Genomic DNA, 14,223 nt, shown 5'->3' with positions numbered 1-14,223 from the left:
TTCACCTCAAATGATGGACAAAGCCTGCAAAAGTGCAGGCTTTGTGATTATCTTAACTACATAATGGAGACAAGATTTTATATTTCAAGTCCCCAAAAAGTACTTGGAGAATTAGTCGTTTTCTAGGAATGAACGTAAGTGTTCAGAGCGAGAAGGGTGACGTAATTTACGTAGGGCTTTCGCTTCAATCTGACGAATACGTTCACGTGTTACGTCAAACTGTTTACCCACTTCTTCCAAAGTATGATCCGTTGGCATATCAATACCAAAACGCATTTTCAAGACTTTCGCTTCACGTTCAGTCAAGTTTTCCAGAACTTCACGGGTTGCTTCTTTCAAGCCTTCAGAAGTTGCTGCATCAATTGGAGAGGTAATATTACCATCTTCAATGAAGTCACCAAGATGCGAATCTTCATCATCACCAATTGGCGTTTCCATAGAAATCGGTTCTTTGGCAATTTTAAGCACTTTACGTACTTTCACTTCGTCCATTTCCAGACGTTCGCCGAGTTCTTCAGGTGTAGGCTCACGACCCATTTCTTGAAGAAGTTGACGAGATACACGGTTGATCTTGTTAATCGTTTCGATCATGTGTACTGGAATACGAATGGTACGCGCTTGATCGGCGATCGAACGGGTAATTGCCTGACGAATCCACCAAGTTGCATAAGTCGAGAACTTATAACCACGGCGGTATTCAAACTTGTCCACCGCTTTCATCAAGCCGATGTTACCTTCTTGAATCAAGTCGAGGAATTGCAAACCACGGTTGGTGTATTTTTTCGCAATCGAAATTACCAAACGTAAGTTAGCTTCAACCATTTCCTTTTTCGCACGACGGGCTTTCGCTTCACCAATAGACATGCGTTTAGAAATGTCTTTGATGCCTTTTACATCTAGACCAAGTTCTTTTTCGATGTCAGCGATTTTTTGCTGGAATGCTAAAACGTCTGGACGTACTTTTTCAAGATAGCCTTTCATTTCAGCAGGCGCTTTCGCAATTTGTTCTTCTAACCAAGCAAAGTTTGATTCTTGACCAGGGAAAGAGGTACGGAACTGTGTACGATCCATACGACCACGACGTACTGCATAACGCATCACTTCACGTTCAGAGGTACGAATTTGGTCATGTGTATTACGAATCAAATCAGAAATGATTTCGAATAGACGCGGGGTAAACTTAAACATCATGAACACAGTTGCAAGCGCTTCAAGCGCTTCGGCAGCTTCTTTGCTATTGCGACCATGCTTTTCAATTTGTGTTTTAGTGGCTAACCAAGCTTGTTCAAGTTCAGTGAAACGTGCTTTTGCAATTTCTGGATCTGGTCCTGACTCACCTTCAGAATCATCATCACTATCAGATTCTTCTTCTTCATCGTCATCATCAAGTTTGACATCTTTAGTCGGTTTGTTTGAAGACGCTTCTTCTTCGTCATCAGCTTCTTCTTCGTCAATCACTTCTGGAATTGCTTCATCCGATTCTGGATCTAAATAACCAGACAGGATGTCAGCAAGACGGCGTTCGCCCGCTTCGTAATCTTTATATTCTTGAAGGACAACTTCAACCGCATTTGGCCAATATGCAATAGAATGTAAAACGTCACGAATACCTTCTTCGATACGTTTTGCAATGCTAATCTCGCCTTCGCGTGTTAGAAGTTCAACTGTACCCATTTCACGCATATACATGCGGACAGGGTCAGTGGTACGACCAGGTTCATTTTCAACTGATGCAAGTACAGCAGCGGCTTCTTCTTCAGCAACTTCATCTGTTGCTTCGTTGCCACCTTCAAACATGGTGTCGTCAGATTCTGGTGCACGATCATGTACCGGAATACCCACGTCATTCAACATTTGAATGATGTCTTCAATCTGTTCACTTTCGGTGATTGAGTCCGGGAGATGATCGTTAACCTCAGCGAAAGTTAGGTAACCTTGCTCTTTGCCTCGGCTAATCAGAGCCGCTACTTGGGAAGTAGGGGAAGTCATATCGCTCATCTTTGCTTACTCTTCGTTGAATCTGTGGCAGTAAAAAACCGTGCATTTTAGCACGATCATGTTTTTAAATCTTGTGAATAGCTTGTGTATCCCATCAGGTCTGTACAGCTAAATGCTGCCTGAGGAGATAATAAAAAATTAAATTCAGTAATTTAGATGGGGATGAATTTGTTGTTTTCAAGTTCAACCCAGACGTATTTCATTTTGCATGACTGTATAAATTGTCATAAAACTGAAGGACGCAGGGTGGATTATATCATGCCACATGTTTTGGTAAGAAAAAAAGCCCTATTTTTAAGTTTTAAGGTGGAAAAAACAAATAAAACTTGACAATATTTCATATCCCATATAAATAGCGCCTAGACCCCTTCAATTTTTTTCATTATGAGGTAGTTTTAGTGTCTTCTACAGATTTTGAACTAGATGATAACTACGGTGATGATGATGTGAATTTCGATGAGGCCAGTGCAAAAACTAGCGCGAAAGAATCGTTAGAAAAGCGCCGACTTATTGATGACCTTCTGGCTCAGCGCCGTCTTGAACGTGAGCTTAAAGATTTTGATTACGACATCGACGATGACGACGATTTTGATGATGAAGATGATTAAATAGCGATTTAGCATAGCGCCTGATGATGCTATGCTATCGCATTAAGTTTCTAACTCTGGATTTGAAATGAGTGCTTTAGATTTAGACCTTTTGAGTGAATATCTAGACGGCGATGACAACGAGCATGGTCTAGATTTTGCAGCGACTCATGGTTTCTTGTGTGCAATTGCAGTTGGCCCGACGTTTAGCAAGTGGCTAGACGAACTTTTTGATAATAATCAGAAAAAAGTCCCTGTAGAAATTATTGCACAGGTAAAAGCATGGCTCGAATCTATTCGTCAGAACCTTGCAAATGAAGATGGAATCGAGTTTCCATTTGAAATTGAAGAAGCTGATGTTGAATCAAGTCTAGGTGATTGGAGTGTTGGCTTTGTAGATGCCATGTTCTTAAATGAAGATGCTTGGTTTACAGACGAGTTTGAAGAACAACTGGTAGATTTGACTTTACCAATCATGGTGTTCAGTGGCATTGATGAAGAAGATCCTCAAATGGAATCATTCCGTCGCAATGGTCAGTTGATGGATGAACTTGCAGAAGAGATTCCAACAAACTTGAACGAATTATATTTGATGTATCACACACCAGCTTAAGGTTGGCTGTGCAATACTAAAATGTATTGCCCGTGGTTTTCAAATGATTCAAAAAAAGCACCGAAAGGTGCTTTTTTTATAGATTAAATACGCATTTAGGTTGCTGATTTTGGTAGAAAGCGTTTAGCCATCCAACCAAATGACAGAGCAAGAACCAAATAGTGAATAAGCAGTGTAAATGTGATTGCAATCAACCAAATCCATATAGGCAACTGTGTCATGGCCATTTTTAAATAGGGCAATGTCTCAGGGAATATCACAATACTTATGGCTGTTGCAATGATGCTGATGATGATAGATGCAAGCAGACAGCCCCTTACCAAAGATTTTTTTTCAGCCGCATCGGGGATACGTTGATGCTCTTTAACAAAGCGAGCTGCCGCGCTAAAACTACCGACAATTAAACAAATTACGGATGTAGTGCTAGGCATTTCAAAAAAGGACTCAATTACAAGAACAGCCAGCATTGCGATAATGTAAGCCACACTAAATGTTAGGATATATTTTTTCATTATTTAAGCTACATTTTATCATTATTGAAATTGGATTAAGGTATACATCATTTATCAAACTAAACCAATGAAAAGCTGTTGCTAAGTTGAAGTAAACATATCTCTTATCGTGCGTGTTAAACACTATAAATTTTATCAACAAGTAGTAGAATACACGCTGGCAACAAGATGGAATGTTGCACTTTAGAGCTTAATCATACACAGCCTAATGAGTATAGATAGTCCTAATTCTGCATGATTAGCCACGTTTAAATTTTGGCTTTCAAACTATAAAACCAACAAGTACTAAAAACTAACGATGTCTACGTTGATGACGACGATATAAAATCCAGCCCAAAAATATCAGTGTAATCGCAATAATAACATGACCAACTTTACTGAAAATTTGCTGCATCAGTTGTTGGTTTTCTCCAAAATAGAATCCAACATAAGCCAAAAAAGTCGTCCAAATAATCGTACCTAATCCACTATAAAACATGAATTTCCAAAACGGCATTCGACTCATACCAGCAGGAATGCTAATGAGCGAACGAACAGCGGGAATCATACGACCAAAAAATACAATTCGATGCCCATATTGCTCAAACCACTGTAGCGATTTCTGTACATCGGCAGATTTAAGAAATAAGTATTTACCATAACGATCGACAAAACGGAAAATCATCTCGTGATTAAACTTATACCCGATCCAATAGAGAAGGGCAGCTGCAAGCAATGAACCTATGCAACCTGCAATGATCACACCGACTAGTAATAATTGACCTTGTGAGGCTGCATATCCAGCAGAGGGCATAATGATTTCTGAAGGGATTGGCGGAAATACATTATCGAGGAACATGAGCAAGGCGATACCGAGGTAACCAAGTTGTTCCATGATTGAAATAATCCATTCAGTGAGATTCATAATGGGTGGATATACAAAAAAGTTAATTCATCCTATGTGGAAAAGATAGCTTGGTAAAGAACCTAGATAAAAAGAAATTCGAAAATATAACAGACGAAAATTCGCTGGATTGAATAGACAATTGGGGATTCAAAATGAATCAAAAATAGAAAGAAAATTTAAAAAAATAATCCGAGATTTTTAGAATTAGGGATTAAATCACGTTTGCGCTTAACAGCACATGGAGTGCTGGCCTTTTCAACTTATTGTCTTATCATTTTTTATATTTAATTATGTTGCTGAAAAGCGCGAATCGTTGATTAAAGTTAAGTCTAATTCTAAGGCTAATCGTCATATTCCATGTTAAGCAAGGTATGAATATATACTTTACGTAAGCTTAACGCTAATGCAATAGGGACCAAGCATAAAGCAGCGATATTGATTAAGGTCGGTTGCAAGTGCAGCGTATAAGCAATAAATATGGCGAAAATTGCACCTATACAGGTTGCAATACTCACAATCAATAAATGAGATTGCTGATTGAGTAAATGTTTTAGCTCGCTAACACTTGACTTCACTTTAGGTGCAGGTAATGCAAGTCTCGCTGGCACAATGGAAGATTGTATTAATTTTGGCATAATGTATTCCTTTTCAAGTATCTAATAATCATTTTGATTTGATCAAGAGATCGGAAATAGCATAAATGTGCCAACTAATTCGCGTAAATAACCAGTTATAGTTATTTTGTCAAAAAAATTAACATAGTGTTTAGATTGCGTAAAAAAAGCCCTAATAATAGGGCTTTTTTTATATCTGGTTACAACAAAGTGGCTTAGAGACGTTTACGTTTTGCCGCTACAATTTGCGATTGACGCATACGGAAACCCGCTTTTTGCTGCTCAGTTGTTTTATCAATACAGTATTTGCATGACACGCCATGTTCATAGCTTGTTAATTCGACTTCAGCAGGAACAAGTGGCCAACCACATGCGTGGCATTTAATGTTTTCGCCTTCTTCCATACCATGCGTAACTGCGGTACGACCATCAAATACGAAACATTCGCCTTCCCACATACTTTCTTCAACTGGGGTTTCTTCTAGGTATTTAAGGACACCACCTTTGAGGTGATAAACTTCATTGAAGCCTTCTTGTAATAACAATGAAGTTGATTTCTCACAGCGAATACCGCCTGTACAGAACATCGCAATTTTTTTGTCTTTGTGCTGTTCAAGTTCTTTTTTCACATAATCTGGAAATTCACGGAAAGTTTCGGTTTTCGGGTCAATCGCACCCTTAAACGTACCTGCTTTGTATTCATAATCATTACGTGTATCAATCAGAATGACGTCATCACGTGCAATCAGTTCATTCCATTCTTTAGGATCAAGGTAGTGACCGACTAAATCACGTGGCTTAACTTCCACGCCTAAAGTTACGATTTCATTTTTCAGTTTGATCTTCATTTTACGGAATGGTTTGTCATCACTGTGTGATTCTTTATATTCCATTGAAGTAAAGCCTTCACCAAGAAGGAATTGCTTGATCGCATCAATCGCTTGACGATCACCAGCAACTGTACCGTTAATGCCTTCACCTGCAACAATTAGAGTACCGCAAAGGTTGATGGTTTTTACCAAGTCTAAAAGACGTTGTTGAAGATCAGCAGGATCTTGAACTTCTTTGAATTGATAAAGTGCGGCAACAACCCAACCAGAGGTCGCTTGCTGTTCTACAGGTGCAAGCTGTTCTACAGTAGCGTTCATGGAGTACTCCAAATGTATAAAAATAGGATAAAATTTAAGGCGCGTATTCTACCGTGATTTGTATGAATTTGCGAGTGATCCAAGGCCAATTCCAAGCACAAATGATCATGGCTTCAATTCAATAGTTTTAGCGTGTATAGTCATGCCTGCCTTGAATGTTCAGGTAAATTTTTATGCTTGGGAGCCTGTTTTGAGTAATGATCGTCGAATTGCCTCATTAACCCCGTGTGCAGGGCGTTGTTCTACGGTATTTGGTGATTCAGTTTGTCGGGGTTGCCGTCGCTTTAACCACGAAGTGATTAAGTGGAATACCTATACAGCCGAACAGCACACCACGATTTGGCGACGTTTAGATGCGCAGTTAGATCAGATTTTGATTCCGATGCTGCCGCTGGCAAATATTACTCATGTAGAAGGCTTTGTTTTGTCGAAGCGAGTTCGCTTGCGACCAGATGCGACCAAAGGTCGTAAGCTCTATCATGCATTAAAGCTTTGTGAAAAAAATCGACATTTCACGGACGATAGTGGTTTAGGTATTCATTATAAAGATGTCCGTCCACTTTGGACTGAGTTTGAACGGCGCGTTTTGGCACTGGCAACAGCGAGTTATGATCTGGCTTTTTTAAGAGCCGATGGGATCAGTTTGCACTTGTTACACAGCATGGAAGAAGAGGACTAAGTCCTCTTTTTTTATATAAGATTGAAATAAGATATTAGGGGAAGGAAAGTGAATTTTGCGGAATATTTTTTATATTGCGCTGCTGTGGTCGTCATGATTGCAACGCCTGGACCTGTGATGCTATTGGTGGCGAGCGCAGGCCTGCAAGGTGGATATAAGCGTGCGTTACAAACCATTTTCGGGACTAATCTTGCCTCTCTGGTTTTAATAATATTATCGGTACTGATATTGAAAGGTGCATTGAATATCAATGAGCATTGGCTCAACGGCATTAAAGTACTGGGTTGTTTATATATTGCCTATATTGGCTTTGATATTTTAAGAGAAGTTTTTAACACACACACTTCAGACCATAGCATGACTTTGAATGTGGCAAATGGTGGTTTTAAGCAAGGTTTTTTGGTGGGGATATCGAATCCGAAAGATATTATCTTTTTCGCTTCATTTTTTCCACAATTTACAGATATTACAACTAGTCTCAATGTCAGTTTAATGCTATTGACCATCAGTTGGATTATTTTAGACTTTGCGACGCTCAGTTTGGTTTATTTGGGTTTTAATCGATTAGCCAAGTCCGCTTGGTATCCTAAATTACTAGCTGTATGCGGACTGATTTTGATTTTCGTTGCTATCTATGGCATTTATGCTGCACTATTTGCTTAAATAAAAATATTCCATCTGTGGATATCATGATTGGAAAAACAAAGGGCTGAATTATTCAGCCCTTTTTGATTTGATCATCTTGCTTAAAGATTATGCGCCAAACGATATTGCACAATTTCTTCAATCGTTAAAACTGTTAAATGATGGGTTTGCGCATAAGCCAAAACTTGAATACCGTTGGCCATCGTTCCATCAGGATTGGTTAATTCACAGAGTACACCCGCTGGTTTCAGTCCTGCTAAGCGGGCTAAATCAATGGTGCCTTCAGTATGACCACGACGAGTTAAGACACCACCTTCGCGCGCACGTAAAGGGAATACATGTCCAGGACGGTTTAAGTCACTTGCTACGACACCATCTTTAATTGCAGCTTTAACGGTTGTGGTACGGTCTTTGGCTGAAACGCCTGTAGTAACACCTTCAGCAGCTTCAATCGTGATGGTAAAGGCAGTTTTAAAATGACTAGAGTTGTCAGCAACCATTGGTGGAAGTTCTAAGTGATTGGCATGGCTGTCAGTCAAACAGAGACAGACAATCCCAGAACCATCACGAATCATACGTGCCATGGTTTCAACAGTGAGTGTTTCAGCAGCGACAATCAGGTCGGCTTCATTTTCACGGTCAAAATCATCCATGACCAAAACAGGTTTACCTTGGCGGATATCTTCTAAGGCTTGCAACATACGTTGCTCTGCGGGTGGAAGGGCGGAAAAGAAAATTTCAGGTTGAATTAAACTAGACATTGAAACGCTCGCGTAAATTTTAGATACGGTTGAACATTTCAGGACATGTGAAATAGTGTGGCGTTACGGAATAGCTTGAAAATATCAAGATATTAATATGTGACGTCGTCTTCTTTCATCCGGACTATACCGTCGGCTCAGGTATTGCACCTGATCTGCGAATCGCGTTTAAACGATTTGCTCGTGGGCTGTTTGGGTCAAATCATTTGTTTTGCCAAATTTACCACCGGTGGGGAATTACACCCCGCCCTGAAGCGATGTGCAATAAGTATAGACCTGTTTGGTGTGCTAAGGGGATGTTATTACTCAGAATCATTTGCAAAATTTAAGATAAGTAAAGCAGATGATTGGATTTGTAAGCATTTTTATAAATGACACTAAAGCATGCTATCTTGCCGATAAATTAACAATGTAACCATAATGATAAAAATGACCGTTCCGATTCAGTCTCAGCAGAAAAATTTAAATCAGTTTGGCCCCAAATTGGACAATGAGTTTTCACCACGACTTTTCCATGACCTCAATGTAATTCAATATTTGCAGGTAATTGGCCTAGCACTAATTGCCGCAAGTTTTCTGTATTTGATTGCAGCCAATTGGTTGATGTTGCCGCAAGCGATACAACTGGCAATTCCTTTACTGCTTTTACTGCTCAGTGCAGGTGCAAGTGTTTATTTTGCTGAGCATTCATGGATTCAGCAAAGTTTAGATGCTTTAAGCGGGTTATTGCTGGGATTAAGTCTAGCGGTGATCGGACAGGTTTATCAAACAGGAGCAGACAGCTATCTGTTGTTTTTGGTATGGGCTTTGCTACTTTTGCCTTGGCTCTATCGACCTAATATTGGTGTATTTGCGCTACTGTGCGTGGTCAGTCAGTTGGCTTTATTTTTATATTTTAAACAACACTATTTAATTGCAGATCATCAGCTGATGTATTTGATCAGCATGAATATTTTAACTGCGATCAGTGTGAGTTTTTGTTTGAAATATTATCCCACTTTGCGGTTTGTCTTTATTGCATTTATAACGATCATGTCGATGTACTGCATGTTTTTATTCTGCGGAAATGGCGTAAAAGAGTATCAGTGGCCATATTTACTGCTTTCCATCGTGCTTCCGATTTATCTGATTAGCCTTTTTTATCTGCAACATCGAGCATTAGAAACCAGTTTGCAAGCAGCAGGTCTGGCTGCAAGTTTTAGTATTCTGATATTTCAGTTAACAGAACATGCGCTGTCTGATTCTATTGGTGGAATGCTGATTTTAGCACTTCTTATTTTTGCGTGGTTTGCTGTGATTAGCTTGGCACTAATGAAGTTTCTACCGCAGACTAAATTTGCCGTAATTCCATTGGCGATTGGTGCGTGGCTAGCGGGCATTATTTTATCAAGTTTATTGCTGACCTATTGGAAAGCATTTTCAATTGTCATGGGCTTGGTCTTTGTTGCTTTGGCGTGGTGGCTTATTCGACGTGCTAAAAGTATCTTTAGTCGCCAATTTGCCTATTGTTTATGGATTTGTGGGCAATCGGCAGTATTAGTTCATACTGAACTGCTTACAGATAGCTTAGCATTCATTTTAATCCTGCAAATCGGATTCACCATGCTGTGCCTATTGAGCCGCATGCATTGGTTTATTGCTTTAGTTCAATTGATTGCGACCTATGGGATTGCAGTTGCTACGCTATGCTTTTCAGAGCTTCTTCATGGCGATGAAAACATTATTTTAGCTGTGACAGGATTGAATCATATTCTGCTGATTCTCTTGCTTGGTTCTGCGATATATTGGCTGCACTCGATGTATCGAAAAAGCTTTGCGTTATGGATGTTGTTTATCGTATTCGCCAGTGTAGTTTTGCAAATTATATCCATAAATTTTCTGTATTTTTCACACTCACCAAATCATCTATTGTATTTGCTCATTGACTATCTACTGCCAGTAGTATGGCTTGGACTATATATTGCCAATGATCATAAATTTTCAGGAATGGCAAAATGGCTGTTACTGATTTTGGGACTTGTGTTGATTGCAATGGGTTATTTTGAAATTTTCTTAATATTGGCTTTGCTGTCTTGGGCGCAGGTTTATCAACAAACTTTAGTAAAAGCACTTTGCATACTGTTGCTGATTTTTAGTTTATGGTTGCTGTATTACAATTTAGGTTTTAGCTTTTTACTCAAAAGTTTCACCATTTTTATCTCTGGGGTTTTGGTGCTTGGGCTGACGTGGATGCTATCAACAATAAATGCTAAACGAGTAGGGGGGGCTGATGAATAAGCTTAAACAATCCTCTATGAAAAAAATGCTTCCCTTGGTTTTGGCTATCCTCAGTATCATTTTATGCGTGGTGTTGATTGTGCGACATGAATGGCATTTATCACATAGTAAAAGTATCTATGTGAAACTCCAACCTGTCGATCCGCGCTCTTTAATCCAAGGCGATTATATGGTGCTGAATTATGATCTGTATTTTGGAGGCAAATCACCTGTAGCAGAACTATCAGATGCTCAGATTGCTAAACAGGCAAAGGAAGAAGAATTGCAACGTCAATATTTTGAAAATCAGAAAAATATTGTGAGTTATGTGCAACTTGATGCACAGCGAAAAGTAATTCGAACCAGTTTTAAGCCAAATGTATTAGCGGAATCTCCAAATGCATCGACAAGGCTCATTCTAAAAAATCCTGACAATACATTTGAGGGGTTATATCCAGCAGCCAACAGTTTTATGTTTGCAGAAGGTTTAGAGTCTTGTTATCGCGATGCAAAATATGCAGAGCTGAAGGTGCAAGAAAATGGTCAGCCTTTATTGGTGGGCTTAGTTGGGGAACAATTGCAGTCGTTAAAATGCGAACAGAAGCATGCTTGGTGGAAAGGGCCAAGAGAGACATCGTTGAATGAATGATGGATTTTTTATAAGGAAAATTTGTTTAATGAGCTTAAGCATCGAGAACATTAAACTTAGCCTATAAAAAAGCCCGCAAATGTGCGGGCTTTTTAGAATCTTTGCTTGGTTGAAAATTAAGCAACCTGAACTGGAATACAGTTCGCTGTGTGGTTCACAGTGTTATTTGGATTTGCATACACTAAACGTGGTTTATGTGCATTCGCTTCTGCTTCAGTGAAGTCGCCAAATGTAGCAATAATCATTAGATCGCCAACATCTGCTTGAAGTGCAGCGCCACCGTTTACAGAAATAATGCCAGAACCTTCTTCGCCACGAATCGCATAAGTTGTGAAACGTTTACCATTAGTCACGTTCCACATATGAATTTCTTCATATTCGCGGATACCGGCTAAATCGAGAAGAATACCGTCAATTGCACAAGAGCCTTCATAATGTAATTCTGCTTGTGTAACGACACAACGGTGGATTTTAGCTTTTAATAAACGAGATAGCATGGCTAGCGTCTCCTTAGTGGACCTAAGATCTTGATCTTATGGTGAAACAATCTTTGAATGCTGGGTAAGCAGTCAAATGCAAGCGCATTTTGCTCTGAAATGAATCAGATGGCAAGCATGATTGTTCAACAATTTGTGGATTTGTCAGTTCTATTTGTAAGCATTGATTTGATTCATGGCTTGCTGAATCTCACCGTTTACCAACAACTTAGAGCGTGATAAAGCATGTGCGATTGCGTCGTCCATTAAACCTTGTTCACTGCTAGGGGCTTTACTCAGTACATGACCAGAGACACGTTCTTTTGAGCCAGGATGACCAATACCAATGCGTAAGCGATGGAAATTAGGACCTGTGTGCGGGACGATATCACGTAAACCGTTATGACCACCGTGACCACCACCTGTTTTAAGGCGAATGACACCTGGGTTCATGTCCAGTTCATCATGTGCAATGAGCATTGCTTCAGGAGCAATTTGATAGAATTTGGCGAAGGGAACAACACTTTTACCAACAAGGTTCATAAAGGTTGTAGGTAATAGCAGACGAACGTCTTGACCTTCAATATTACCACGACCGCTAATTCCATTGAATTTTGGGTCTGCTTTAAGAGAAATGCCATATTGTTCTGCAAGGCGTTCTACGAACCAGAAGCCTGCATTATGGCGGGTTTGGGCATACTCAGAACCTGGGTTACCCAAACCTACAATCAGTGAAAGTTTTGACACTAATTTACACCATCAACACTTACGCGCGAACGAAGTCAGCGTGCATAGGAGTGTTTTTAGCTGGGTGACGTTGTAACGCTTTGATTTTAACGTTTTCAACAGTACCGTCGATGTTGATTTCAACAACTTCTTCAAAGAAAGCGTTGTTTTCTAAAGCTTTAACAAGTTGACGAAGTTCTAAAGTAACTGCTACAGGCTCAGCTGCACCACCGTAGATGATTGCTGGTACTTTATTTTGAAGACGAAGGCGGCGGCTCGAACCTTTCCCTTGTACTGCTTCTTCACGTGCCGCTGCGTTTAATACGAAGTTTGCCATGATAGACATTCCTATTTAAGTTTAATTAAGCTGAGTTTTCGACCAGCTCAGCGATAGAAAACCCCACCAAATGGCAGGGTTTTGAAAATTTAGCGCTCTATTATAGATAACTATCGAACATTGCGCTAATAGATTCTTCGTTGTTAATACGACGAATTGTTTCAGCAACCATACTTGCAACTGAAACTTGGCGAATCTTACCAAGAGCTTGAGCTTCTTCTGAAAGCGGAATAGTGTCAGTGACAACTAATTCATCGATTACAGAATTTTTCAAGTTTTCTAATGCTTTACCAGAAAGTACAGGGTGAGTTGCATATGCTACAACTTTACGCGCACCAAAAGTTTTAAGTGCGTCAGCAGCTTTACACAATGTACCTGCGGTATCCACCATGTCATCAACGATTACACAGTCACGGCCTTTCACGTCACCGATCAAGTGCATTACTTGAGATTCATTCGCTTTTTGACGGCGTTTGTCGATGATCGCAAGATCGATATCACCCATTTGCTTAGCGACAGCACGCGCACGTACTACACCACCAACGTCAGGAGAAACAACCATTAAGTTGTCATGTGACTGTTGACGAAGGTCAGCTAAAAGCGCTGGAGTACCGTAGATGTTATCTACAGGAATATCGAAGAAACCTTGGATTTGGTCGGCATGAAGGTCGATCATGACAACGCGGTCAATACCTACAGTTGTAAGCATGTCTGCTACAACTTTTGCAGTAATTGGCACACGGCTTGAACGTGGACGACGGTCTTGACGAGCATAACCAAAGTAAGGAATGACAGCAGTAATACGACCAGCACTTGCACGACGCAAAGCATCAGCCATCACTAAGATTTCCATAAGGTTATCGTTAGTTGGGGCACAAGTTGGTTGTACAATGAATACGTCTTTACCACGAACATTTTCAGTAATTTCGACAGCGATTTCACCGTCAGAAAATTGACCTATAGATGCAGCACCTAGAGGGATGTGAAGGTGGCTAACGACTTTTTGGGCGAATTGTGGATGTGCAGATCCACTAAAAACGACAAGATTGGGCATGAAGCACCCTTGGCGGTTGGCAAATTAGAGAATTAGATGGCAGGGGCGGCTGGATTCGAACCAACGGATGCCGAGATCAAAACCCGGTGCCTTACCACTTGGCGACGCCCCTAATGCGGCAGAACTTTAATATTTTTACAGCATTTTGTCAAGTTGAAATAACAAAGCAACTGCAAATGATGTTCTGTCTTTTTTGAAGTAAATGGCAGGGGCGGCTGGATTCGAACCAACGGATGCCGAGATCAAAACCCGGTGCCTTACCACTTGGCGACGCCCCTAATT

The 14,223-nt window shown here is 40.1% G+C and carries 16 protein-coding genes, 2 tRNA genes and 1 riboswitch; of the genes, 6 read left to right on the top strand and 12 right to left on the bottom strand.

Features of this window, described 5'->3' with window-relative positions; translation table 11 throughout:
- Positions 1-111: 111 nt before the first annotated feature.
- Entirely contained in the window at positions 112-1,998 is a 1,887-nt protein-coding gene (rpoD, locus tag B9T33_RS14435) for an RNA polymerase sigma factor RpoD (protein WP_086179589.1), read from the bottom strand.
- 398 nt (positions 1,999-2,396) lie between these two features.
- Here rpoD and B9T33_RS14430 point away from each other — a divergent pair, with 398 nt between their 5' ends.
- Together B9T33_RS14430 and B9T33_RS14425 are read left to right on the top strand one after the other, a co-directional pair.
- Complete coding sequence (locus B9T33_RS14430) at positions 2,397-2,606, top strand: PA3496 family putative envelope integrity protein (protein ID WP_086179588.1); 210 nt, start codon at positions 2,397-2,399, stop codon at positions 2,604-2,606.
- Positions 2,607-2,673: 67 nt separating this feature from the next.
- On the top strand, positions 2,674-3,198 hold the full coding sequence (locus B9T33_RS14425) for a YecA family protein (RefSeq protein ID WP_086179587.1): 525 nt from the start codon (positions 2,674-2,676) through the stop codon (positions 3,196-3,198).
- Positions 3,199-3,293: 95 nt separating this feature from the next.
- On the opposite strand, the gene B9T33_RS14420 is transcribed toward B9T33_RS14425, so the two are convergent.
- From B9T33_RS14420 to B9T33_RS14405, 4 genes are all read right to left on the bottom strand, one after another.
- A complete protein-coding gene (locus B9T33_RS14420) occupies positions 3,294-3,710 on the bottom strand; it encodes an ABZJ_00895 family protein (protein WP_086179586.1) in 417 nt (138 codons plus the stop codon).
- 292 nt (positions 3,711-4,002) lie between these two features.
- Complete coding sequence (locus B9T33_RS14415) at positions 4,003-4,614, bottom strand: DedA family protein (protein WP_086179585.1); 612 nt, start codon at positions 4,612-4,614, stop codon at positions 4,003-4,005.
- Positions 4,615-4,937: 323 nt separating this feature from the next.
- A complete protein-coding gene (locus B9T33_RS14410; protein ID WP_086179584.1) occupies positions 4,938-5,231 on the bottom strand; it encodes a hypothetical protein in 294 nt (97 codons plus the stop codon).
- Between the two features lie 194 nt (positions 5,232-5,425).
- Positions 5,426-6,358 (bottom strand): rhodanese-related sulfurtransferase, encoded by a 933-nt coding sequence (locus tag B9T33_RS14405; protein WP_086179583.1) that lies wholly within the window; start codon positions 6,356-6,358, stop codon positions 5,426-5,428.
- Between the two features lie 190 nt (positions 6,359-6,548).
- Between B9T33_RS14405 and B9T33_RS14400 the strand changes: the two genes are divergently transcribed.
- Both B9T33_RS14400 and B9T33_RS14395 read left to right on the top strand, forming a co-directional pair.
- The gene (locus tag B9T33_RS14400) at positions 6,549-7,037 is read left to right on the top strand and encodes a DUF1289 domain-containing protein (RefSeq protein ID WP_086179651.1); all 489 of its coding nucleotides are present in this window, start codon (positions 6,549-6,551) and stop codon (positions 7,035-7,037) included.
- A 48-nt stretch (positions 7,038-7,085) separates the two neighbouring features.
- Positions 7,086-7,700: a LysE family translocator gene (locus tag B9T33_RS14395; protein ID WP_086179582.1), complete on the top strand. Its 615-nt coding sequence runs from the start codon at positions 7,086-7,088 to the stop codon at positions 7,698-7,700.
- An 83-nt stretch (positions 7,701-7,783) separates the two neighbouring features.
- On the opposite strand, the gene ribB is transcribed toward B9T33_RS14395, so the two are convergent.
- Positions 7,784-8,443, bottom strand: a complete 660-nt coding sequence (gene ribB, locus B9T33_RS14390) for a 3,4-dihydroxy-2-butanone-4-phosphate synthase (protein ID WP_086179581.1) — start codon at positions 8,441-8,443, stop codon at positions 7,784-7,786.
- A gap of 103 nt (positions 8,444-8,546) precedes the next feature.
- A riboswitch (FMN riboswitch) is annotated at positions 8,547-8,703 on the bottom strand.
- A 169-nt stretch (positions 8,704-8,872) separates the two neighbouring features.
- Between ribB and B9T33_RS14385 the strand changes: the two genes are divergently transcribed.
- Both B9T33_RS14385 and B9T33_RS14380 read left to right on the top strand, forming a co-directional pair.
- Positions 8,873-10,720, top strand: a complete 1,848-nt coding sequence (locus B9T33_RS14385) for a DUF2157 domain-containing protein (protein ID WP_086179580.1) — start codon at positions 8,873-8,875, stop codon at positions 10,718-10,720.
- Positions 10,721-10,736: 16 nt separating this feature from the next.
- A complete protein-coding gene (locus tag B9T33_RS14380) occupies positions 10,737-11,348 on the top strand; it encodes a GDYXXLXY domain-containing protein (RefSeq protein ID WP_086179650.1) in 612 nt (203 codons plus the stop codon).
- A gap of 116 nt (positions 11,349-11,464) precedes the next feature.
- Here the strand turns inward: B9T33_RS14380 and panD are convergent, their stop codons facing one another.
- From panD to B9T33_RS14350, 6 genes are all read right to left on the bottom strand, one after another.
- A complete protein-coding gene (gene panD / locus B9T33_RS14375) occupies positions 11,465-11,845 on the bottom strand; it encodes an aspartate 1-decarboxylase (protein WP_067668515.1) in 381 nt (126 codons plus the stop codon).
- Positions 11,846-11,995: 150 nt separating this feature from the next.
- Positions 11,996-12,571 carry an aminoacyl-tRNA hydrolase gene (gene pth / locus B9T33_RS14370; RefSeq protein ID WP_086179579.1) on the bottom strand — a complete coding sequence of 192 codons (576 nt, stop codon included), beginning with the start codon at positions 12,569-12,571 and terminating at the stop codon, positions 11,996-11,998.
- Between the two features lie 19 nt (positions 12,572-12,590).
- Positions 12,591-12,887 (bottom strand): 50S ribosomal protein L25, encoded by a 297-nt coding sequence (gene rplY / locus B9T33_RS14365; protein ID WP_086179578.1) that lies wholly within the window; start codon positions 12,885-12,887, stop codon positions 12,591-12,593.
- 100 nt (positions 12,888-12,987) lie between these two features.
- Positions 12,988-13,941, bottom strand: a complete 954-nt coding sequence (locus B9T33_RS14360) for a ribose-phosphate pyrophosphokinase (RefSeq protein ID WP_086179577.1) — start codon at positions 13,939-13,941, stop codon at positions 12,988-12,990.
- Between the two features lie 37 nt (positions 13,942-13,978).
- Positions 13,979-14,053, bottom strand: a tRNA-Gln gene (locus B9T33_RS14355).
- A gap of 91 nt (positions 14,054-14,144) precedes the next feature.
- Positions 14,145-14,219 (bottom strand) — tRNA-Gln (locus tag B9T33_RS14350).
- Positions 14,220-14,223: the final 4 nt, after the last annotated feature.

It is taken from the genome of Acinetobacter sp. ANC 5054 (assembly GCF_002135295.1).
Lineage (GTDB): Bacteria > Pseudomonadota > Gammaproteobacteria > Pseudomonadales > Moraxellaceae > Acinetobacter.
Note: the sequence above shows the minus strand (reverse complement) of the source record. Positions and strands in the feature narration are given on the sequence as shown.

Bases quoted from the DNA above. Each gene is read 5' to 3' on its own strand.
- rpoD (WP_086179589.1), bottom strand. From the start codon at position 1,998: ATGAGCGATATGACTTCCCCTACTTCCCAAGTAGCGGCTCTGATTAGC.
- B9T33_RS14425 (WP_086179587.1), top strand. From the start codon at position 2,674: ATGAGTGCTTTAGATTTAGACCTTTTGAGTGAATATCTAGACGGCGAT.
- B9T33_RS14420 (WP_086179586.1), bottom strand. From the start codon at position 3,710: ATGAAAAAATATATCCTAACATTTAGTGTGGCTTACATTATCGCAATG.
- B9T33_RS14415 (WP_086179585.1), bottom strand. From the start codon at position 4,614: ATGAATCTCACTGAATGGATTATTTCAATCATGGAACAACTTGGTTAC.
- B9T33_RS14410 (WP_086179584.1), bottom strand. From the start codon at position 5,231: ATGCCAAAATTAATACAATCTTCCATTGTGCCAGCGAGACTTGCATTA.
- B9T33_RS14405 (WP_086179583.1), bottom strand. From the start codon at position 6,358: ATGAACGCTACTGTAGAACAGCTTGCACCTGTAGAACAGCAAGCGACC.
- ribB (WP_086179581.1), bottom strand. From the start codon at position 8,443: ATGTCTAGTTTAATTCAACCTGAAATTTTCTTTTCCGCCCTTCCACCC.
- B9T33_RS14385 (WP_086179580.1), top strand. From the start codon at position 8,873: ATGACCGTTCCGATTCAGTCTCAGCAGAAAAATTTAAATCAGTTTGGC.
- B9T33_RS14380 (WP_086179650.1), top strand. From the start codon at position 10,737: ATGAAAAAAATGCTTCCCTTGGTTTTGGCTATCCTCAGTATCATTTTA.
- panD (WP_067668515.1), bottom strand. From the start codon at position 11,845: ATGCTATCTCGTTTATTAAAAGCTAAAATCCACCGTTGTGTCGTTACA.
- rplY (WP_086179578.1), bottom strand. From the start codon at position 12,887: ATGGCAAACTTCGTATTAAACGCAGCGGCACGTGAAGAAGCAGTACAA.
- B9T33_RS14360 (WP_086179577.1), bottom strand. From the start codon at position 13,941: ATGCCCAATCTTGTCGTTTTTAGTGGATCTGCACATCCACAATTCGCC.